Raw genomic sequence first — 22,655 nt, forward strand, 5'->3', positions numbered from 1 at the left:
ACTGTTATCAACGTTACTCACCGGAACATCTTTGCGTTAATCACCTCTCTCCTGTAGATAAATGTAAATATATCTTTCTTTGCAAATAACAGCCGCAAAGCGATTTTTCTCAGGTATAATGAAAATTCCGAAAAAGAAGGCTGGATACTTCATCTATCGGCTCATCAAATACGAGAAAAATGCTATGGATAATCACATCTCATCCAGGGCCTTGCTACATCGAAGGGATGTTATTAAGAACAACCCGCGGTTTAGTGAGGCAATATTAGAGCACTACACAATTAATGACGCCATCTATAAAAAACAACCTTTGTTCTACAAGACGATGCTTCAGGAAGCACGATTTAACATTATCCTTGCCATGTGCTGCTTTATATTTGGCAATCAGGCCGAGTCAGTTTCTGAGATTAAAGAGTTATGTTCCCGCTATAAGATAGCCAGCCCCAATAGCGTTATCGCGATCATTACGATACTCAGAACCACCGGACGCATCAGGACCTGGCGCTGTACGGAAGACAGACGCAAAACGAGAATCGCGCCAACCGAAAAAGGCCTGAATGAACTCAAGCGATATATGTCCGGCGCGTTTTTGCCCGTCAGCATTCTTTATCCGGCATTTAATATTGATGTTAACCTGCTGGATAATGACACAATGCGGAATAATTTCTTCCGGCGCGCGGCGGAATATCTTTTTAGAGGGTTAACGTTCAGAAAGGTGTTGCCCGAGGTGGGTTTATTTATCGATAAAGATGGTGGCCGTATGATTATGCTTTATATCTATTTACAGGCCATGCAAAACAAATCCGCTTACGGTGCCGTGATTGACTATTCAGCCAGCACGCTCGCAAAAGAATTTTTTGTTTCACGTATTCACGTCAACCGCATTATCAAATCGGCACAGGAGGCAGGCTATCTTAAAGACCGTGGAGATGGGCGGATGTCAATCTACCCGGCCTTCATCGAACTGGTCGAAAACTATGCCGGATTATATTTCGCGTATGTCACGCACTACATCAACGTGGTTCCGAAAGAGCGACGTCAAACCAGCAGCGTAACGACAATGGTATAACCAAAATGGCGTTCGGCTTCCCGAACGCCCCCTACCTTATCTTTCCCGCAGCGCCTCTTTTGCTTTGTTGAGCGGCTTCAGCAGATAATCAAGGATAGTTTTACTGCCCGTTTTAATATCCACCGTCGCAATCATCCCCGGAAAAACAGGAAATTCTTTTCCTTGCTTATTGGTCAGATGGTTACTGTCGGTGCGGATATAGACGCGGTAGTAGTAAACGTCCCTTTTCACCTCGTCCTGCAGGGTATCCGGTGAAATCATGGTCACTTCCCCTTCCAGCCCGCCGTAGATGGAATAGTCATAGGCCGTGACCTTCACCAGCGCTTTCTGGCCGGGATGAATAAACGCCACATCGCGCGGGGAGATTTTTGCCTCTACCACCATCTGATCGTCGAGCGGAACCAGGCTCATCAGCTTGCCGTTCGGCGGAATAACCCCGCCCACGGTCGTCACGTCAATATCCTTGACGATCCCGCGCACCGGCGCATTGAAGGTGAGACGTGTCAGGGAATCCTCACGTCCTTTCATCACCGAACGCTGGGCTTCAATCTCCGCATTGGCTTTCGCCAGCTCTTCACGGGCGCGAACGTAATACTGGTTTTTCATCTCGGTGATTTTATTCTCAAGCTCGTTCTTTTGACGCTCAAGACGTAACACCTCAACCTTGCTGGCCGCCCCCTGGGTCACCAGCGGACGGGTTAACGACAGCTCGCGCTGCACCAGCTCGGCGCCCTGGCGGAGGCCGGCCAGCCCTTTTTCCAGGCTTTCGCGACGGGACTGGTAAAGCGCCGTTTCCTGTTTGACCAGCTCAACGTCGTCATCCAGCTCGTCCGGAAACGCGAGTTCGGTGTCGTTGACCTCGGCCTTCAGGCGCGCGGCGGTTGCCAGCGCGGCATTCAGACGCGACTCGCTCTCCAGCACGCTGGACTCGGTTTTGGTCCGGTCGAGCTGCGCAAGCTGCTGGCCGCGTTCAACGATGTCGCCTTCGCGCACCATCAGGCTGTGGATAATGCCGCCCTCCAGGGACTGAATCACCTGCTCATGCGAAGACGGTATCACCTTGCCGCTGCCGGTTGTGACTTCATCAAGCTCGAACAGGCTCGCCCAGGCGATAAACACCGCCAGCAGGGCGAACAGGGACCATGCCACCAGAGACGATCGCGGCAGGCGTGGCTCCTTCAGGCGACTGTTAAAACGGGATAAATCATTCATGCCACACCCTCCTCTGCAGCCGCAGCCGGTTTCATGGTCACGGTGCGCTGCGCGGCTTTCGGCGGCGCCATGCCGTGCTGGTGCAGGATCGCATCGCGGGGGCCGTCCATCACCACCTTGCCGTTTTCCAGCACGATGATGCGGTCAACCAGGTCCAGAATCGGCAGGCGATGCGTCGCCACCACCAGCGTCCGGCGTTTACCCAGCCATTTGTGAAGATGCTGAATAAACTGCTTTTCGCTCATTTCGTCCAGCCAGGCCGTTGGCTCGTCCAGCAGCAGAATGTTCGGCGAGGTGATCAGGGCGCGCGCCAGCAAAAGCGCCTGACGCTGGCCGCCGGACAGCCCCGTGCCGCCCTCGTTGATGAGGGTGTTGAGCCCCATTTTTTGCTTGCGCACAAACTCCAGCGCGCCGCTGTTGACCAGCGCCTGGTGAATTTCATCGTCCGTCGCCAGCGGGTTCCCCATCAGGATGTTGTCCCGCACGGAGCCAAAGAAAAGCCGCGCCTGCTGGCTCAGCAGCTGCATGTCGCGCCGCACGTCGGCCGGGTCAAGATGATTGAGGGCAATGTCGTCCAGCAGGATGCTGCCCTGCTGCGGCTCCTGCATGCCCGCCAGAAGCTGTAGCAGCGTGCTTTTCCCGGAACCGTTGCGCCCGAGCACCGCCACGCGCTCCCCGGCGCGGATCTGCAGCCTGCTGACGTTGAGCACGCTGAGTTTCTCTTCTTCATCGTAGTAAAACCCGACGTCCTCGAGCGCATAGTCGCCGCGCAGGTGGGCTTTGTGCACCTTCTTGCCGTGCTGCGGGTCGTCAATCGGCCGCTGCATCAGGTCGTCCAGCCCCTTGCGGGCCACTTTTGCCGACTGCCAGCGGGAGAGCACGCCCGAAATCTGCGACAGCGGCGCGATGGTGCGCGACGCCAGAATTGAGGTCCCCACCAGCGCACCGGTGGTCATATCGCCGCTGATGACCAGGTAACAGCCCACCAGCAGGACCACGGCATAAACGATGGACTGCACCTCCTGCGTCCAGGTGAGCAGCAGGCCGGTCAGCCAGCGCTGCTTCATGCCGACGCTGGCGGCCACATCGTTGGTGTTATTCCACTGGTTCTGAAAACGCTGCTCGGCGCGCATCAGCTTGATGTCTTCAATGCCCTGCACCGCTTCCACCAGCGTGGCGTTACGAATGGCGGATTCACGCATCCCTTCGCTGGAGAGTTTACCCAGCGGCCGCTGCACCAGCAGGCCAGGAATCAGCAGCAGCGGCACGGCGAGCAGGACCACCAGCACCAGCGGGCCGCCAATCATCCACAGGATAAAGACGAACAGCAGGAAGAACGGCAGATCGGAAATCGCCGCAATGGTGGTGGAGGTGATCAGCTCGCGCACCGACTCCAGCTCGCGGATCTGGGCGATAAACGATCCGGTTGATTTGGAGCGCGCGCCGTTTTTGATCCGCAGCGCGTGGGCAAAGACGCGTTCGGAGATGCGCAGGTCGGCGCGTTTCCCCACCACGTCAGAAATATGCACGCGCAGCATGCGCATGATGAATTCAAAAACGATGGCAATCATGACGCCGCCAAACAGCACCCACAGCGTGGCTTCGGACTGCGACGGCACCACCCTGTCGTACACCTGCATGGAGAAGACCATGCCGGAGAGCGCCAGCACGTTAGCCACCAGCGCCACCAGCATAATGTCGCCGTAGCGTCGCCAGTCCTTCAGCGCCAGCTGCCAGAACCAGTTTTTCTCGTACGGTTTGATGTAGTCATCCACGCGGGCATCCGGCGTGGACTCGAGCGGGCGCAGCACCATCAGGGCTTTTAACCGCGGTCCTAGCTCCTCGCGCGTCAGCGTCGTCTCCAGGCCGCCGTCGCCGCTGAACTGCAGGCTGACGTTGCCTTCGGTGTCCATGCGGTTGATCACCGCAATTTGCCCGCCGGTGAACTCCGCCAGCAGCGGCAGGCGCCACGGGTCGAGGGAGACCTCTTCAGCCGCCACCGCACGCATCCCCAGCCCAAGCTGATGCGCCATCTCCTCCAGCACCAGCTGGCGCGGAGACTGGCTTTCGTGGTTAATCGTGACCCGAACATGCTCTGCGGAAAAGTCCAGCCGGTAGTGCTTCGCGATGATGAGCATGCCCTGCAGCCAGGGTTCGTACTGTGGATGTGTCTTCATATTGCTACGTCCTGTTCAGGGCGATAATTTCGCACTGAAATGATACCTTTACGGGATAACTCAAAATCGAACATTCTTTAAACGAGCCCGCAAAATAATCTTGTGAAATATAGGGTTATTGCCGTTTATGTAAAGAAACGCAAAAGGCCGCGGGGATCGCTCCCCGCGGCGTTGTTTTACGCAATTAACAGCTGATGGTTAGCCAGCAACGTTGCCAGATCCGTCTGCACGCCGTTCAGCGTCACCAGGGTGGTCGGCGAGAACTGACCGCCGGTACCGTCCAGGTCAACCTGAATTTCGGTATTGCTGCCGTTCTGCACCACGCGGATGTAGTCGCTGATATTGCCCGCGCTGCTGTCCAGCGTGGCCACGCCGTTCACATAGCTCGCGGAGCCCGTGCCCGTATAGCCGCTGCCGGAGAGCAGATCGCGCAGGTCAATGCGATCCGTGTCCGCCGTTCCTTCCCAGGTGCCGACGGTAAAGCCATTCACCACGTCGTGACCGTTACCGCCCGTTGCGTCCGAGGCGTTGATCAGCTTGTAGAGCAACGTATCGTGACCGCCGCTGCCGATATTGAAGGTGTCATTCCCGCCGCGGCCTTCGAAACGGTTATCGGCGCTGTTGCCGGTAATCACATCGTCGAAGTCCGAGCCGTTAATGCCTTCAATGTTCAACAGACGCGTGGTCCCGAAGCCGGTGTCCTGCGCGGTTGAAAGGCGCAGGTCAACGGTCACGCCGGAGGTCGCATTGCGGTAATCCACCACGTCCATCCCACCGGTGTTGCTCCAGGTGTCGTAGTCGGAATGGGTATTCCAGCCGCCGGATCCGTTGTAGGTATAGGTGCCATTCTCCGCAATAAAGGTGTCGTTATACCCGGTCCCGGTGATCGTTCCGCTGTGACCGCCGGTGGCCGCTTCGGCCGTCAGGACGTAGCCCTCTTTGCCGTTGCCCGCTACCAGATCGCTCCAGGTGACGTTATCCGACACCCCGTTGGCGATCTTCACAATCTCCGCCGAGTAGGTCTCCTTCGGATCCAGCCCGTAGAAGCTCACCAGCGCGGAGGTATCGTTCGATCCGATACCGGACTGGGCGTTGATGATCTGCGAGGCAACCAGCACGCCCGCGGCGTTATACAGGTTGACCGTGTTGCCGTAGTAGGCGTTGATGCCCTCGCTATCGACAATGTGCAGATGCATCGCGGTACCGTCCGCAATGGTTTTGCTGTTCTGGACCAGCACAACCTTGCCGTTCTGCTGAGAGACCAGCAGATCCTTCGCGCCGTCCCAGTTGTAGTCTACGGCCGCCACGCCGGTGGCGTAGGCAATACCGGACGCCAGCTGGCTGGAGGTCCAGGTGGAACCGTACCCGTTGTTGGTGAACAGGGTCGCCGTTTGCGAACCGCCGTAGGTGCTGAGCTTGATGATGTCCATCTGCCCGTCACCGTTCCAGTCCACCGCCACCGAAAGATACCCCGCCGACGCGTTAGAGGCTTCCACCGCGCTCTTGGTGGTAGAGAGCTTACCGGTGCCGTCGTTGTAGTAGATCACCCCGCCGTTGTTGTTGTAGCTGCTGCCCAGGTACAAATCCATGTAGCCGTCGCCGTTGAAGTCCGCCCACGTCATGGATGCCGCCGTGGTGGTGTTCGAGGCGTTCGCCACAAACACGTTGGTCAGGTTCTGGCCAATAGAGAGCGTGCCGTTGCCGTTGTTGTTAATCACGGTTAACGAGTACGCGCCGCTGCGGTTGGTATGCTGAACAATATCCACCGTGCCGTCGTTGTTAAGGTCAACGCCGGAGATTTCACGCATGGTGGTGAATTGCCCCCAGAAACCTGCGCCGCCGTTAGTTCCATCCGGCGACAGTACGCCTTTGTTGTTGATCAGGTAGGTAATGGAGTCTGCACCCGCATCGCCGTAGGCCAGATCCAGATAGCCATCACCGGTTTTGTCGTACGCGATCACCCCGCCGTACCAGATGGTGGTACCCACCGCCAGCTGGCTGGCGTTATAGGTACTGCCATCGTAGGTCCACATCACCTGAGTGGAGCCACCGTAGGTGTTCTCCGTGGCGAAAATGTCCTGCGTGCCGTTACGGTCAAAGTCGGCGGCGGTCTGGCTCACCACGTAGTAGTTACGGGTGTTGGTCAGCGTATTGCCGGCATAGGTCGAGCTGTCGCTGCTGGAGTACGACTGGCCGTTCGCAATGATATTCCACAGACCGCTACTGTTCATGCCGAGGGTCATGGTGGAGTTGTTGCTGTTCCCCGCCGCGGTTGCCCAGTCGGTATTCACCGAAGTGGTGTCAATCACCAGGCTGCCGGTCGCGGTGCCGGTGGTATTCCCGTTACCCGCGCTGCTCTTCACCTGCGCCGTTACGCTGTAGCTCGCCACGTTCAGCGCGTCGCTGTCCGGGATCTGCAGATACCAGGTGTTGTGATCCGGATCGACCACCACCGCACCGCCCGTCTGGGAGGTGTAGGTTTTACCGTTCACCGTCACCACCAGGTATTCACCGTTCACCAGGTCAGCGGAGACGGTACCGCTGACGATCGGCGTGGTATCCGACGTGGTCTGCGCGGTAATCGCCGCCCTGGTGGTCGGGATGCTGGTGTCGACGTTCAGCACAAAGCCGTCGGATTCCGTGTAGTTTCCGGCCCTGTCGGTGACGCGCACAATGTAGGTGTGATTTCCGTCGCTCAGGCCGTTGTCCTGGAAGGACCAGCTTGCGCTGCCGTTCATGGTCACCTGGCCGAGCAGAATCCCGTCACGGTAAAGCTGTACGATCTCGCCATCGTCCGGGGCGCGGTTAAGCGTCCCGTTGATCAGCGGCGAGTTATCGTCGGTGGCCAGCGCGCTGCCAAAGGTGCCCTGACGCTCGCCTTCACCGTCGGTATAGCTCACGACTGTGCCCACCGTGGTTGGCGGCGTCGTATCTACCGTCACCACCTGCGACGCGGTAGAGCCGACGTTGCCTGCCTGGTCGATGATCCGCACCTGGTAGGTGTAGTCACCGTCCGCCAGATCGCGGGTGTCGGTATAGATCCAGCGCTGGTTGGTAACCGTGGCGTCGGACCAGGTATTCCCGCCATCGAGGCTTATCTGGACGCGCTCGTCGTTTGCCAGCGCGTTGCCCAGCGAGCCGTTGATGGTCAGCGTGGTGTCCATGGTGATGAAATCACTCCCGGACTGGCCGGTGTCTTCGCTGATGCTGTCGATGGTGATGCCGTACTGCGGCGCCTGCGTATCCACCGTCACCGCCTGCGAGGTGGTCGCCCCGACGTTACCCGCCTGGTCAACAACCCGTACCTGGTAGTTATGGCTACCGTCTGACAGGGTACGCGTATCGCTGTAGCTCCACTGGGTACCGCTGACGGTGGCGTATACCCAGGTGGTGCCGCCGTCCATGCTCACCTGAACATACTCTCCCGCACCCAGCCCGGCGCCGAGCGTGCCGTGCAGCGTGTACGAGGTCGAGCTGGTCAGGAAGTCATTGTTGTCGAAGCCGGTATCGACGGTAATGTTATCCACGGTCACCGTAATGGCCGCATCCGGAGCAATCGTATCGACGGTCACCTGCTGATGGGCGCTGGCCCCCACGTTGCCCGCCGCATCCACTACCCGAACGTAGTAGTCATAGGTCTGGTTACCTAGCGTGCGGCCATCCACGTAATACCAGGTGTTGCCGGTGACGATGACGTTCTGCCAGGTCACGCCGCCGTCGATGCTGATCTGGGCGTACTCGCCGTCGGCCAGCGTCGCGCCGAGCGAGCCGTGCAGCGTCAGGGACGTATCGTTGGTGATAAAGTCGCTGCTGCTCAGGCCGGTATCGTCGCTGATGCGGTCGATAGCGATCGTTTTGCTGGCGTCCGGCGCGACGGTATCAATGGTCACCACCTGGCTGGCGGTGGCGCTGATATTCCCCGCGTCGTCGATCACGCGCAGCTGGTAGTTGTAATCACCGTCGGCCAGCGTGCGGCCATCGACATACGTCCAGCTCAGCCCGCTGACGCTGACGTCGGTCCAGGTGACGCCGCCGTCGAGGCTGATCTGCGCGTGGTCGCCGCTGCCCAGCGCCGCGCCGAGCGTCCCTTTCAGGCTGATCTGGTTGTCGCTGGTGATGAAGTCGCTGTCGGACAGACCGGTATCCTGGGTGATGGAGTCGACCGTAATGGTGCCTGCCGCTGGCTTCGTCAGGTCAATCACCACGTCCTGGCTGTCCGTTGCCCCCACGTTGCCCGCGTTATCGATCACCCGCACCTGATACTGATACGTTCCGTCGCTCAGGGTGCGGCCGTCCGCGTAGCGCCAGGTGGTGCCGGTGACGGTCAGGTCAATCCAGGTGGTGCCGCCGTCGAGGCTGATCTGCGCCTTCTCGTTATTGCCGAGCTGCGCGGTCAGGGAGCCGTTGACCACAACCTGGCTGTCGTTGGTGATGAAATCACTCGCGCTCAGGCCGGTATCGTTTTGCAGCGAATCGATGCTAATCCCCATCGACGGCGCGGTCAGATCCACGGTAACGGTGTGGTTATCGCTGGCGCTATTGCCGATGGCGTTGCTGACCTGGGCGTTAATCACGTACGCACCGCCGTCCGCCAGCGCGCTCACGTCCGCGCTACCCATCGTGTAGCGCCAGCTGCCGTCATTCTGCACGGTCGCCGTATAGGTTTTACCGTTAAGCGTAATGGTCACCGTCTGGCCCGCAGGCGCGTCGGTGGTGCCGCTGATGACCAGCGGCGTGCCGTGTTCGGCCGCGTTGACGATATCGTCCTGCGCAAAGGTGTTGATGGTGATGGTTGGGACGTCACCGTTCAGCGTCACGTCGTGCGTCGCGCTGCCCGGGTTGCCCGCCTTATCGCTTACCGACGCGGTGATGGTGTAATCCCCGTCGCTCAGGCCGAGGAAATCACGGCCCGGCACGAAGACCGACCACGATCCGTCCGCCCCGACGGTCGCCTGATAGCTGTGCCCGTTGAAGGAGACGGTCACCGTCTGGCCCTGCTCCGCCGTGGTGGTACCGCTGATGGTCTGGCCCGCCAGCTGCTCGGCGTTGTTAACGATATCGTCATCGGCCACGGTGCTGATGGTCACGGTCGGCGCGACGGTGTCCACCGTTAAGGTGTGCGTCGTCTGTCCGTTGTTACCGGCTTTGTCGTTGACCGATGCGGTCACCGTCAGCGCGCCCTGGCTCAGGGCAGCCAGATCTGCCGCCGGTACGTCCAGCGTCCACGTCCCGTCGCTGCCAACAAGCGCAGTGTAGCTTTTGCCGCCCAGCGTTACGGTGACGGTCTGACCCGCCTCCGCGCTGGAAGAACCGCGCACCGTCAGCGGCTGCTGGGCTTCAAGCGCGTTCAGCATGTCGTCGCCCGACAGCGTCGCAATGCTCACCACCGGCGCGGTAGTATCCACGCTGATGTCGTGCGTTGCCAAGGCGCTGTTGCCCGCGCTGTCCTGCGCAGACACAGACACCTGATAGCGCGTGCCGTCGGCCAGCGCGCCTACGTCGGCGGCCGGCACGGTAGTCGTCCAGCTGCCGTCGCTCTGAATGGTGGCGGTGTAGGTCTTGCCGTTCAGGGTCACGGTGACCACGGTTCCGCTGGCGAACTGAGCGCTGGAGCCGTTAATCACCAGCGCGTTGCCCGCTTCAGCCGCGTTAATGACGTCATCGCCGCTAAGAGTGTCCACCGTCAGCGCCACGGAGGCGGTGTTGACCACCACGTCGTGGGTCTGGGTGCTGCTGTTGCCCGCGCTGTCGGTAATGGTCGCGCTCAGCGTCACGGTGCCGTCGGTCAAGGCTGAAACCACGCTGGCCGGAACGCCTACGCTCCAGTTGCCGCTGGCGTCAACGGTGGTGGTGTACTGGTTCGAACCGACAGCGATCACCACTTTATCCCCGACGTTCGCGCCGCTTGCCGTGCCGCTGACGATCTGCGCCTGGCCGTGCTCCACGCTGTTGATGACGTCATCGCCCGCCACCACGTTAAAGCTGACGGTCGGCGGCGTGGTATCAAGCGTAATCGCTTTGCCCGCGCTGCCCGGGTTGCCCGCGGCGTCGCTCACGCTGACCTGCACGGTGTAGCCGTTATCCGCCAGTGCCGAGAGGTCTGCGCCCGGCACGTTCACGCTCCAGATTCCGCCCTGCTGCACCTGCGCGGTGTAGCTCTTACCGCCCAGCGTCACGGTGACCGTCTGTCCGGCTTCCGCCGTGGTGGTGCCGGAGATGGCCACCCCTGCGGACGCTTCGCTGCCGTTGATGACGTTATCGCCCGCGACCGTATCAATGGTCACGGCTGGCGCGGTGGCATCCACGCTGTACTCGCGGCCCGCCGAGGCGCTGTTGCCGTTCACGTTGGTCACGCTCGCCTGCACGCTGGCATCGCCGTCCTTGAGGCCCGCCAGATCCGCGGAAGGCACGGTTGCCGTCCAGTTACCGTCGGCATCCACTTTCGCGGTGTAGGTCTTACCGGCGAAGGTGATGGTGACGGTCTGGTTTTCCTCCACGTTTGACGTGCTGCCCGAAAGCACCAGATCCGCGCCTTTTTCCGCCGCGTTAATCACGTCATCGGTCGCAATCGCATCAATGCTCACCGCGACCGCAGACAGATCGACGGTCACGTCATGGCTGATGGTCACCGGGTTGCCTGCGGTGCTCTGGCCCGCAACGGTAACGGTGACCGTACCTGCTGCCAGCGCCCCAACGTCTGCTGCTGGGATCGCTGCCGTCCAGCTGCCGTCTGCCAGCACGGAGGCCGCATAGGTTTTGCCATTGACGGTCACGGTGAGCGTGGTTCCCACCGCCAGCCCGTCGCTGGTGCCGGTGACGATCAGGTTCTGACCGTGTTCGATGCTGTTGATCACATCGTCGCCCGCCACGGTATCCACGCGCAGGCCCGGCAGGCTGGCGTCTATAACGATTTCGCGTTCGCCCACGCCGGTGTTGCCGTGGCCGTTGGTCACGGTCGCCGACACCGTCAAATCACCGTTGCCCAGGGCCGTCAGGACGGACTCCGGCACGCTCACGGACCAGGTCAGATCGTCCTGCACCGTCGCGGTGTAGCTGTTGCCGCCAATCGTCACGGTCACGGTGTTGCCCGCTTCCGCGTTCGTTACCCTGCCGCTAACGATCTGGCCCGCGGCCACTTCCGCCGCGTTGATGACGTTATCGCCCGCCACGGTGTTGATGGTGACGGTCGGCAGCGCGGTATCCACCAGCAGGTTTGCGGTGTTGCTGACGCTGTTGCCCACGCCGTTAGTGGCGGTCGCGCTCAGGGTGTAATTCGCTTCGCCCAGACCCGACAGATCCGTTGCCGGAACGGTCAGGCTCCAGGTGCCGTCTGCCGCCGTGGTCGCGGTGTACTGCTTGCCGTTCAGGGTTACGGTCACCACGGTACCTTCCGCCAGGTTGGCGCTGGTGCCGCTCACGCTCAGGTCCTGGCCTTTTTCCACCGCGTTCAGCACGTTATCGCCGCTGAGGGCGTTGAAGCCGACGGACGGCAGGCCGGTGTCGACGGTGACGTCATGTTTGAAGCTGCCGGTGTTGCCCGCGCCATCGGTGACGGACGCCGTGACGGTCACGGTGCCGTCCTGCAGCGCGGAAATCACGCTCGCCGGTACGCCCACGCTCCAGTTCCCCGCCGCGTCCAGCACGGTGGTGTACGTCTGGCCGCCGAGGGTAACGGTGACCTTATCGCCCGCCGCCGCGCCGGTGGCGGAGCCGCTGATGATTTGCGCCTGCGCGTGCTCGGCGATGTTAATCACGTCGTCGCCCGCAACGGTGTTGATGGTCACCGCTGGCGCGGTGAGATCTACCGTCAGGTTGTGATCCACGGACGCCGGGTTACCCGCTTTATCGCTGACCGATGCGGTGACGGTTACGCTGCCGTCGGTTAATCCTGCCAGATCCGCCGCCGGTACGGTCAGCGTCCAGCTGCCGTCCGCGCCGACGGTCGTGGTGTAGTCCTTGCCGTTCAGGGAGACGGTCACGGTCTGGCCCGCTTCGGCGGTGCTGGTACCGGATACGGTCAGATCGCTCTTCGCTTCGGCCGCGTTCAGAACGTCATCGCCCGCGATCGTGCTGATGGTCACGGTCGGCGCGGTGGCGTCCACGCTGTACTCGCGGCCCGCCGATGCGCTGTTGCCGTTCACGTTGGTGACGCTCACCTGCACGCTGGCGTCGCCGTCCTTAAGGTGTGCCAGATCCGCAGACGGTACGGTATACGTCCAGTTGCCGCCGTCATCGACGGTGGTGGTGTAGACCTTGCCGTTCAGGCTCAGGGTCACGGTCTGCCCGGCTTCCACGTTGGTGGTCGCACCGGACAGCACCAAATCCGCGCCTTTCTCCGCGGCGTTGATCACGTCGTCTGAAGCGATGGCGTTGATGCTGATGGCAACGGTCGCCAGATCCACCGTCACATCGTGGCTGATGGTAATCGGGTTACCCGCCGCGCTGTCGCCGGTGACGCCGATCTTCACGGTGCCTTCCGGCCACGCGCTCACGTCGGTGGACGGGATTGCCGCGCTCCAGGTGCCGTCCGCCAGCGCCGTGGCCGCGTAGTCTTTGCCGTTCACGGTGACGGTCAGCGCCGTGCCTGCCGCCAGCCCGTCGCTGGTGCCGGTGACGATCAGGTTCTGCGCATGTTCAATGCTGTTGATCACGTCGTCGCCCGCCACGGTATTCACGCGCAGGCCCGGCAGGTTAGCGTCGATAGCGATCTCGCGCTCGCCGGAACCGGTATTACCGTGGCCGTTGGTGACGGTCGCCGTCACGCTCAGGCTGCCGTTGCCCAGCGCGGTCAGCACGTCAGACGGCACGCTTACGGACCAGGTCAGATCGCTCTGCACCGTCGCGGTGTAGCTGTTGCCGCCAATCGTCACGGTCACGGTGTTGCCCGCTTCCGCGTTCGTTACCCTGCCGCTAACGATCTGGCCCGCGGCCACTTCCGCCGCGTTGATGACGTTATCGCCCGCCACGGTGTTGATGATGACGGTCGGCAGCGCGGTATCCACCAGCAGGTTTGCGGTGTTGCTGACGCTGTTGCCCACGCCGTTGGTGGCGGTCGCGCTCAGGGTGTAATTCGCTTCGCCCAGACCCGACAGATCCGCAGCCGGAACGGTCAGGCTCCAGGAGCCGTCCGCCGCCGTGGTCGCGGTGTACTGCTTGCCGTTCAGGGTTACGGTCACCACGGTGCCTTCCGCCAGGTTGGCGCTGGTGCCGCTCACGTTCAGATCCTGGCCTTTTTCCACCGCGTTCAGCACGTTATCGCCGCTGAGGGCGTTGAAGCCGACGGACGGCAGGCCGGTGTCGACGGTGACGTCATGTTTGAAGCTGCCGGTATTGCCCGCCGCGTCGGTGACGGACGCCGTAACGGTCACGGTGCCGTCCTGCAGCGCGGAAATCACGCTCGCCGGTACGCCCACGCTCCAGTTGCCCGCCGCGTCCAGCACGGTGGTGTACGTCTGACCGCCGAGGGTGACGGTGACCTTATCACCCGCCGCCGCGCCGGTGGCGAAGCCGCTGACGATCTGCGCCTGCGCGTGCTCGGCGATGTTAATCACGTCGTCGCCCGCAACGGTGTTGATGGTCACCGCTGGCGCGGTGAGATCTACCGTCAGGTTGTGATCCACGGACGCCGGGTTACCCGCTTTATCGCTGACCGATGCGGTGACGGTTACGCTGCCGTCGGTTAATCCTGCCAGATCCGCCGCCGGTACGGTCAGCGTCCAGCTGCCGTCTGCGCCGACGGTCGTGGTGTAGTCCTTGCCGTTCAGGGAGACGGTCACGGTCTGGCCCGCTTCGGCGGTGCTGGTGCCGGATACGGTCAGATCGCTCTTCGCTTCAGCCGCGTTCAGAACGTCATCGCCCGCGATAGTGCTGATGGTCACGGTCGGCGCGGTGGCGTCCACGCTGTACTCGCGGCCCGCCGAGGCGCTGTTGCCGTTCACGTTGGTCACGCTTACCTGCACGCTGGCATCGCCGTCTTTGAGGGCTGAAAGATCGGCCGCCGGCACCGTGGTGGACCATTTGCCGTCGGCGCCGACGGTCGCGGTATAGCTCTTGCCCGCGAAAATAATGCTGACGGTCTGGTTCTCCTCCACGTTAGCGGTGGTACCGGAAAGCACCAGATCCGCGCCCTTCTCGGCCGCGTTAATCACGTCGTCGGCGGCAATCACGTCGATGCTCACGGCAACGGTGGCCAGATCGACCTTCACATCATGATCGATAGAGACCGGATTACCCGCACTGCTCTGGCCTGAAACGGTCACGGTCACCGTGCCTGCCGCCAGGGCACCCACGTCTGCCGCCGGGATCGCCGCTGTCCAGGTGCCGTCCGCCAGGACGGTCGCCGCATAGGTTTTGCCGTTTACGGTCACGGTCAGCGCCGTGCCCGTCGTCAGCCCGTCGCTTGTACCCGTAATAATCAGGTTTTGATTATGTTCGATGCTGTTGATCACGTCGTCGCCCGCGACGGTATCGACGCGCAGCCCGGGCAGGCTAGCGTCGATAGTGATATCGCGCTCAGCGGAGCCGCTGTTGCCCACGCCGTTGGTGACGCTGGCTGAAACCGTCAGCTCGCCGTTGCCCAGCGCCGTCAGTTCGGCTTGCGTCACGCTAACGGACCAGGTGAGATCGCTCTGCACCGTTGCGGTATACGTTTTGCCTCCGAGAGTCACGGTAACCGTGTTGCCTGCTTCGGCATTGACTACCGAGCCGCTGATGCTCTGGCCTGCCGCCAGCTCAGCCGCGTTAATGACGTCATCGCCCGCCACGGTGTTGATAATGACACCCGGCAGTACGGACTCGACGTTCACGGTATGAGAGGTACTGGTGCTGTTGCCAACGCCGTCCGTTGCTGACGCGGTAACGGTGTAAAGCGCTTCACCCAGTTGACCGACCTGGTCCGCCGGAACCGTGGTGGTCCACTTCCCGCTGTCATCCACCTTCGCGCTGTACGCCTTGCCGTTCAGCATCACGGTCACCACCGCGCCTGTAGCCAGGCCGGAAGCCGTACCGGAGATCGTCAGTGCCTGGGTTTTCTCTGTACTGTTGATCACATCGTCACCGGACACGGTGTCAATGGTCAGCACCGGCGCGCTCAGGTTGACCTCCACGCTGTGCGTGGTGCTGTTGCTGTTGCCCGCCTTGTCGGTCAGCGCCGCGGTGATGGTGTAATCGCCTGCGGCCAGCGCGGTTACGTCCGCCGCAGGCACGCCCACGCTCCAGCTGCCGGAGGCATCCAGGGTGGCGGTGTACGATTTATTGTTGATCGTCACGGTGACCACATCGCCCGCCGCCGCACCGGTCACGGAACCGGTGACAATCAGCGCCTGCGCATGCTCGACGCTGTTGATCACGTCGTCGTCGGACACGGTGTGAATGGTCAGCTGCGGAACGGTAGTATCGACCAGCACGTCGCGATCCGCGGAGGCCGGGTTGCCCGCTTTGTCCGCAACAGCGGCGCTGATGGTGTAGTTGCCGTCGGTAATCCCGCTCAGATCCGCGGACGGCACGGTCACGCTCCAGCTGCCGTTTGCCTCTACGGTGGTGGTGTAGTCTTTGCCGTTCAGCGTTACCGTCACCGTCTGGCCCGCTTCGGCGTTGGTCGTGCCATTAATCAGCAGATCCTGCTGCGCCTCGGCCGCGTTGATGATGTTGTTGTCGCTGACGATCTCGATAGATACCGTCGGCGCTGTCGCGTCCACGCTGTACTCGCGGCCCGCCGAGGCGCTGTTGCCGTTCACGTTGCTGACGCTCACCTGCACGCTGGCATCGCCGTCCTTCAGGCCGCCAAGATCGGCAGCCGGTACGGTCGCCGTCCAGTTGCCGCTGGCATCCACCGTCGCGGTGTACGACCTGCCGCCGAAGGTGATGGTAACGGTCTGGTTTTCTTCCACGTTGGTGGTCGAGCCGGACAGCACCAGGTCCGCGCCTTTTTCCGCCGCGTTAATCACGTCGTCAGAAGCAATCGCGTCAATGCTGATGGCGACCGCGGCCAGATCCACCTTCACGTCATGGCTGATGGAAACCGGATTGCCCGCCGTGCTCTGGCCTTCCACCGTCACGGTGACCGTGCCCGCATTCAGCGCGCTGACGTCTGCCTTCGGAATGGCCGCCGTCCAGGTGCCGTCCGCCAGCACGGTGGCCGCGTAGGTTTTGCCGTTGACGGTCACCGTCAGCGCGGAGCCGCTCGCCAGCCCGTCGCTGGAGCCGGTGATAATCAGGTTTTGCGTATGTTCGATGCTGTTAATCACATCGTCGCCCGCGACGGTATCGACGCGCAGGCCCGGCAGGTTGGCATCAATGGTGATGTCGCGCTCGCCGGTGCCGGTGTTGCCGTGGCCGTTGGTGACGCTGGCGGACACCGTCAGATCGCCGTTACCGATGGCGGTGAGGACCGCGGACGGCACCTTGACCGACCAGCTCAGATCGTCCTGCACCGTCGCCGTATAGGTATTTCCACCGATAGAAACAGTGACAGTGTCACCGCTCGCCGCGCCGCTCACTTTGCCGCTCAGGGTCTGCCCGGCAGCCACTTCCGCTGCGTTAATGACGTCATCCGTGGCGATTGGGTTGATGGTAACCTGCGGCAGCGCGCTGTCGACCAGTACGTTATGGCCGGTGCTCGCGCTGTTCCCTGCGGCATCGGTCACGCTTGCCGTCACGGCGTAGCTCGCTTCGCCCAGGGCAGAGACGTTCGCCGCCGGTACGGTCACGCTCCAGTTCCCGCTCGCGTCTGTGGTGGCCGTGTAGCTGATGCCGTTGAGGGTCACCGTAATGGTGGTACCGTCCGGCTGGTTGCTGGTACCGGATACCAGCAGATCCTGGCCTTTCTCGGTGGCGTTGATCACGTCGTCAACCGCCAGGGTATTGATGGCAATCACCGGCGCGGTCAGGGAGACGTCAAACTCATGCGTCTCGGTGGTGCTGTTACCGGCCTTATCGGTCAGGGTCGCGGAGATCGTCTGGTTACCATTAGCCAGCGCGCCCACGTCCGCCGCAGGAACGCCTACGCTCCAGCTGCCGGACGCGTCCAGCATCGCGGAGTAGTCTTTGCCGTTCAGGGTCACGGTAATCACGTCGCCCGCCTGCGCGCCCGTCACCTTACCGGAGACGATCAGCGCCTGGCCGTGCTCGGCAATGTTCACGACGTCGTCGCCCGCAACGATGTTGAAGGTAATCTGCGGTACGGTGGTGTCAACCAGCACCGAGGAGCCCGCGCTCGCCGGGTTACCTGCCTTGTCGGACACGCTCGCCGTGACCGCCGCGCTGCCGTCGGTAATGCCTGCCATATCCGCCGCCGGAACGTCGAGCGTCCAGGTTCCGTCCGCCTGCACCTGCGCGGTGTACTGATTGCCGTTGAAGGTCACGGTCACCGTCTGGCCGGGTTCAGCAGTAGACGTACCGCTCAGGGTCAGATCCTGCGCCGCTTCGGCCGCGTTCAGCATGTTGTCACCGCTGATGGTGTTAATGGTCACCGTCGGCGCGGCGGTATCGACGCTGAACTCCTGCACCGAGGACGCCCCGTTGCCGTTCACGTTGCTGACGCTCACCTGCACGCGGGCGTCGCCGTCCTTCAGGCCGCTCAGATCGGCTGCCGGAACGGTCCAGGTCCAGTCGCCGCTGCCATCCACCGTCGTGGTATACGTTTTACCTGCGAAGGTGATGGTCACGGTCTGGCCCGCTTCAACGTTGGAGGTGGTGCCGGACAGCACCAGATCCTGACCTTTTTCCGCCGCGTTGAGCACGTTGTCGTCGGTTACGCTGTTGATGCTGACGGCGACAGGCGCAAGATCGACGTCAATGACGGTGCCGATGGTCACCGGGTTGCCGGAGATATCCTGCGCGCTGGCCTTAATATCCAGCGGACCGTCCGCCCACTGCGAAACGTCCGCTGCCGGGACGGCCGCCTGCCAGCTGCCGTCCGCCAGCACCGTTGCGGAATAGGTGTTGCCGTTGATGGTCACGGTCACGGTGCTGCCCGCCGCCAGATCGGTGCTGGTACCGGACACAATGAGGTTTTGACCGTGTTCGATGATGTTAATCACGTCATCGCCCGCCACGGTGTCAATACGCAGGCCCGGAAGCTCGGCGTCGATGGTGAAGTCGAGAGAAGAAGATCCGGTATTGCCGTGCGCGTTGGTGACGCTGGCCGATACGGTGAGTTCGCCGTTGCCGAGGGCGGTTAGCTGACTCTCGCTTAACGGCAGGCTCCAGGTCAGATCGTCCTGCACGGTTGTGGTGTATGTCTGACCGCCGAGGATAATGGTGACAGTGTCACCTGAAGCCGCATTCGCGACTTTACCGGTCAGGGTTTGCCCGGCCGCCACTTCCGCCGCGTTAACGATATTGTCGCCCGCCAGCGTGTCGATGGTCACCACCGGCAGGGAGCTGTCCACCAGCACGCTGTGTGAGGCTGAGGCGCTGTTGCCCACGCTGTCGGTGACGTTCGCCGTCACGGTGTAATTCGCTTCGCCCAGCGCGCTTACCGCAGCCGCCGGTACGGTCACGCTCCAGCTGCCGCTGGCGTCAGCGGTGGCCGCGTACTGAATGCCGTTCAGGGTTACCGTAATGGTTGTGCCTTCCGGCTGGTTGCTGGTGCCGGAGAGCAGCAGATCTTCGCCCTTCTCGGTCGCATTGATCACGTCATCCGCCGCCACCGTGTTGATACCGATGACAGGCGTCACGGTATTCACCACCACATCCAGCGAACTGCTTCCGGTATTGCCGGATCTGTCGGTTACGGAGACGTCGATTGTCCAGGTCCCGTCTGCCAGCCCCTGCACGACGGACGCCGGCAGGCCAAGGCTCCAGTTCCCCGCCGCGTCTACCACGGTGGTGTAATCCGTGCCGTTGAGGGTAACGGTCACAAGATCGCCCGCAGCGGCGCCGGTGACGGAGCCGCTCAGAATTTGTGCCTGTGCATGGGCGAGCTGGTTTACGGTGTTGCTGTGGGTGACAAAGTCGTTAATGGTCACCTGCGGTACGGTGGCGTCCACCAGTCCCACGCGATCGGCGCTGCTGGTGTTGCCCGCCACGTCGCTGACGGTGGCCGTCACGGTCACGATGCCATCCGTCAGGGCGCCGACGTCTGCCGCCGGGACGCTCAGCTGCCAGGTGCCGTCCGTCTGGACCGTGGTCTGATAGGTTTTGCCGTTCAGCGTTACGGTAACCGTCTGGCCCGGTTCCGCGCTGCTGCTGCCGCTCAACAGTAAATCCTGCTGCGCTTCGGCCGCATTGATGATGTTATCGGCGGTCAGGTTATCGAGCGTAATCGCGGGCGGCTGCGTATCCACCGTGACCACGCGCGACGCGTCGGCGCTGTTGCCATTCACGTTAGTGACGCTGACGCTCACCTGCGCGCGCCCGTCGATCAGGGTCTCCATGGCGCTGGCGGGCACGGTCAGGCTCCAGGAGCCGTCCTGCTGCACCTGCGTGGTGAAGGTCTGGTCGGCGAATTTCACCACCACGGTCTGCCCCGCTTCCACGCCCTGCGTCTGGCCGGAAAGGGTCAAATCACTGCCTTTCTCAACCGCGTTGAGCATGTCATCGCTGGAAACGGTATCAATGGTGACCGCCACGGCGTTCAGATCGAGTTCAATCGGGTGTTCAGCCGCAACGGTATTCCCCCAGGCGTCCTGCGCGCTGACGCTAACGGTCATGCCGCCCGCCGTCCAGGCCTGCAGGTCCGCCGCCGGAACGCCGATCTGCCAGCTGCCGCTGGCGTTAACCGCGGTAACGTACTCAACGTTGTTGATGGTGACGACAATCTGCGTGCCCGGGGCCAGATGGGTACTGGAGCCGGTGACGCTCAGATCCTGCTGCTGTTCAATGGCGTTGATCACGTCATCGCCGGAAATGGTGTGCACGCGCAGGCCCGGCAGTTCAGCGTTGATGTTGATGTCACGCTCGCCGGTGCCGGTGTTGCCGTGCCCGTTGGTGACCGATGCGGTGAGGGTTAAGTCACCGTCGCCAAACGCCTTAAGATCCGCCGACGGGATCGTGACGTTCCAGGTAAGATCGCTGCCCACCGTGGCGGTGTAGCTTTTGCCGCCAACGGTAACGGACACGGTATCGCCCGCCGCCGCGCCGGTGACGCGACCGCTAAGGATTTGATCGACGCCCGCTTCGGCGTTATTGACCAGGTTGTCGCCCGCAAAGGTATTGATGATGACCTGCGGAAGGACGGTATCCACCAGCACATTCGCCCCGGCGGAGCCGCTGTTGCCCACGCTGTCGGTGCCGCTGACGGTGACGGTGTAAAGGGTGTTCGCCAGATTCAGGACGTCGGAAACCGGCACCTGGACCGCCCAGAGACCGTTTTCGACGGTGGCCTGATAGCTGACGTTGTTAAGCGTCACGGTGACGCTGCTGCCGTCCGGCAGGTTGCTGGTGCCGGTCAGGCTCAGCGGCTGCATCGCCTCCTGGGCATTCAGCACGTTGTCCTGGCTGATGGCGTCAATCGTAAATTCTGGCGGATGCCCGCTCAGCGTAATGTCGCGCGTGGCGCTGCCGGTATTGCCCGCCGCGTCGGTCACGGAAACGGAAATCGTGTGGTTTCCTTCGCCCAGCGCGCCCAGTACGGACGCCGGAACGCCGACGCTCCAGCTGCCGTCCGCCAGCACCACGCCGGTGAAGGTCTTACCGCCAAGGGTCACCGTCACCACATCGCCCGCGGCGGCACCGCTCGCCAGGCCGGAAATCACGTGCGCCTGGCCCTGCTCGCTGCTGTTGAGGATGTCGTCGCCCGCCACGGTATGGACAGTCACGACAGGCGCCGTGGTGTCCACCGTGAAATCTGCCGTCACGGACGAACCGTTGCCCGCTTTGTCGCTAACGTTGACCGTCAGGGTGTGGTTGCCCTCGCTGAGGGCCTGTACGTCGTTTGCGGCAAGCGTGACGGACCATGTGCCGTCGCTGCCCACCGTAGCGTTATAGTTTTTACCGTTCAGCGTGACCGTCACGATCTGTCCGGCTTCCGCATTCGTTTTACCGGTCAGGGTCAGCGGCTGGCCGTGCTCGGCGGCATTAATGATGTTGTCCTGCGCAAGGGTATCGACGGAGATCGTTGGCGCGGTGGTGTCCACGCCAATCGTCTGGCTTCCGCTGACGGTGTTACCCGCCGCGTCCTTACCGCTGACGTTAACCGTCCAGGTACCGTCGCCCAGCGCCTGCGCGTCTGCCGCCGGTACGTTAACGCGCCACGCGCCGTCCGCACCCACTTCCGCCGCGTAGGTTTTGCCGTTCAGCGTCACGGTGAGCTCGGTGCCCTGCGCCAGGTTTTTGCTGGTGCCGGAAAGGGTAAAGCCCGCGGATTGCTCGCTGGCGTTAATGACGTTGTCACCCGCCGTGGTCGCCAGCGCGATCGTGGCTTCCGCGGTATCAACCGTGACGCTAATACTGCCCGCAGAGGTGGTTTTACTGCCGTCGATCTGCACGACCGACCAGGTGTGCGCGCCGTCGGCCTGGGTCGGTAAGATTACCGTCCACGTGCCGTCTTTACCGACCATGGTGCTGGCAATGGTGCTGCCGCTGCTGTCTTTAATCTGGATGGTCGCGCCCGGCTGACCGGTACCGCTAAAGGTTGGGGTGTTATCGTCCGTGATCGCATTTGCGCTCAGCACGCCCTGCCTGTCGCCCGCTTTATCCGACAGCAAGAAAGTCGGCGTCGCGCTTTCCACTTCTTTCGTATTATCAATGACTTTAGTTTTCGTTTCGCCGTGACCGCCGTTTGCCAGCAGTGCGCCGATGGCGCCGCCGCCTAACGCCGCCCCCGCAATCCAGCCCCACGGCGCATCGCTTAACAGACTTTCCTGCTCGAGGAAAGGCTGAATGCTGCTAATCGGCGTGGCCTGCGCGGTTAATTCGGTCACCGCAGCGCCTGACGCTTCCCCGGTATCGGCAAAAGAAATATGCGTCAGTTCCTGACGGTCGTTGAACACCAGCTCAGACTGATTATGCGTTTCTGCATCTTCGACAAAATAGTTATTGCAGCGAATCACGCTGCCGTCTTTCATATAAATAAGGAGGTCTTTACCCTGGCGGACATAGCGCGCCACGTCCTGAGCAGAACCCTGGATTTCAATCACGCTCGGCGACGAAATAGAGACCGACAGATTTCCTTCGCCGGTTAATTTCGTTTTCTCCGCCGTTTTGCGAATGATGACATCAACAACCTTTACGTTACTCATTTCTTCTCCTTGCAG

Annotated in this window: 4 protein-coding genes; 1 reads left to right on the forward strand and 3 read right to left on the reverse strand. The window is 61.8% G+C overall.

The genetic code is table 11. The annotated features are described in order from the left end of the window. Window positions 1–184 precede the first annotated feature (184 nt). Window positions 185–1,069, forward strand: a complete 885-nt coding sequence (locus ACMWKK_RS13655) for a MarR family transcriptional regulator (RefSeq protein WP_112780309.1) — start codon at window positions 185–187, stop codon at window positions 1,067–1,069. Between the two features lie 36 nt (window positions 1,070–1,105). On the opposite strand, the gene ACMWKK_RS13660 is transcribed toward ACMWKK_RS13655, so the two are convergent. The 3 genes from ACMWKK_RS13660 to ACMWKK_RS13670 all read right to left on the reverse strand — a co-directional run bounded on the left by ACMWKK_RS13660 (window position 1,106) and on the right by ACMWKK_RS13670 (window position 22,640). Next, window positions 1,106–2,281, reverse strand: coding sequence for an HlyD family type I secretion periplasmic adaptor subunit (locus ACMWKK_RS13660; protein ID WP_045330177.1), 1,176 nt, complete (start codon window positions 2,279–2,281; stop codon window positions 1,106–1,108). Further along, window positions 2,278–4,458 (reverse strand): type I secretion system permease/ATPase, encoded by a 2,181-nt coding sequence (locus ACMWKK_RS13665; protein ID WP_112780279.1) that lies wholly within the window; start codon window positions 4,456–4,458, stop codon window positions 2,278–2,280. Before ACMWKK_RS13665 ends, ACMWKK_RS13660 begins: the two co-directional genes overlap by 4 nt. A 176-nt stretch (window positions 4,459–4,634) precedes the next feature. Further along, on the reverse strand, window positions 4,635–22,640 hold the full coding sequence (locus ACMWKK_RS13670) for an Ig-like domain-containing protein (RefSeq protein ID WP_406542815.1): 18,006 nt from the start codon (window positions 22,638–22,640) through the stop codon (window positions 4,635–4,637). Window positions 22,641–22,655: the final 15 nt, after the last annotated feature.

Origin of the sequence: Enterobacter sp. 01-M-03-SI-ECC (assembly GCF_047530215.1) — a bacterium.
GTDB classification, from domain to species: Bacteria; Pseudomonadota; Gammaproteobacteria; order Enterobacterales; family Enterobacteriaceae; genus Enterobacter; species Enterobacter chengduensis.

Bases quoted from the DNA above. Each gene is read 5' to 3' on its own strand.
- ACMWKK_RS13655 (WP_112780309.1), top strand. From the start codon at position 185: ATGGATAATCACATCTCATCCAGGGCCTTGCTACATCGAAGGGATGTT.
- ACMWKK_RS13660 (WP_045330177.1), bottom strand. From the start codon at position 2,281: ATGAATGATTTATCCCGTTTTAACAGTCGCCTGAAGGAGCCACGCCTG.
- ACMWKK_RS13665 (WP_112780279.1), bottom strand. From the start codon at position 4,458: ATGAAGACACATCCACAGTACGAACCCTGGCTGCAGGGCATGCTCATC.
- ACMWKK_RS13670 (WP_406542815.1), bottom strand. From the start codon at position 22,640: ATGAGTAACGTAAAGGTTGTTGATGTCATCATTCGCAAAACGGCGGAG.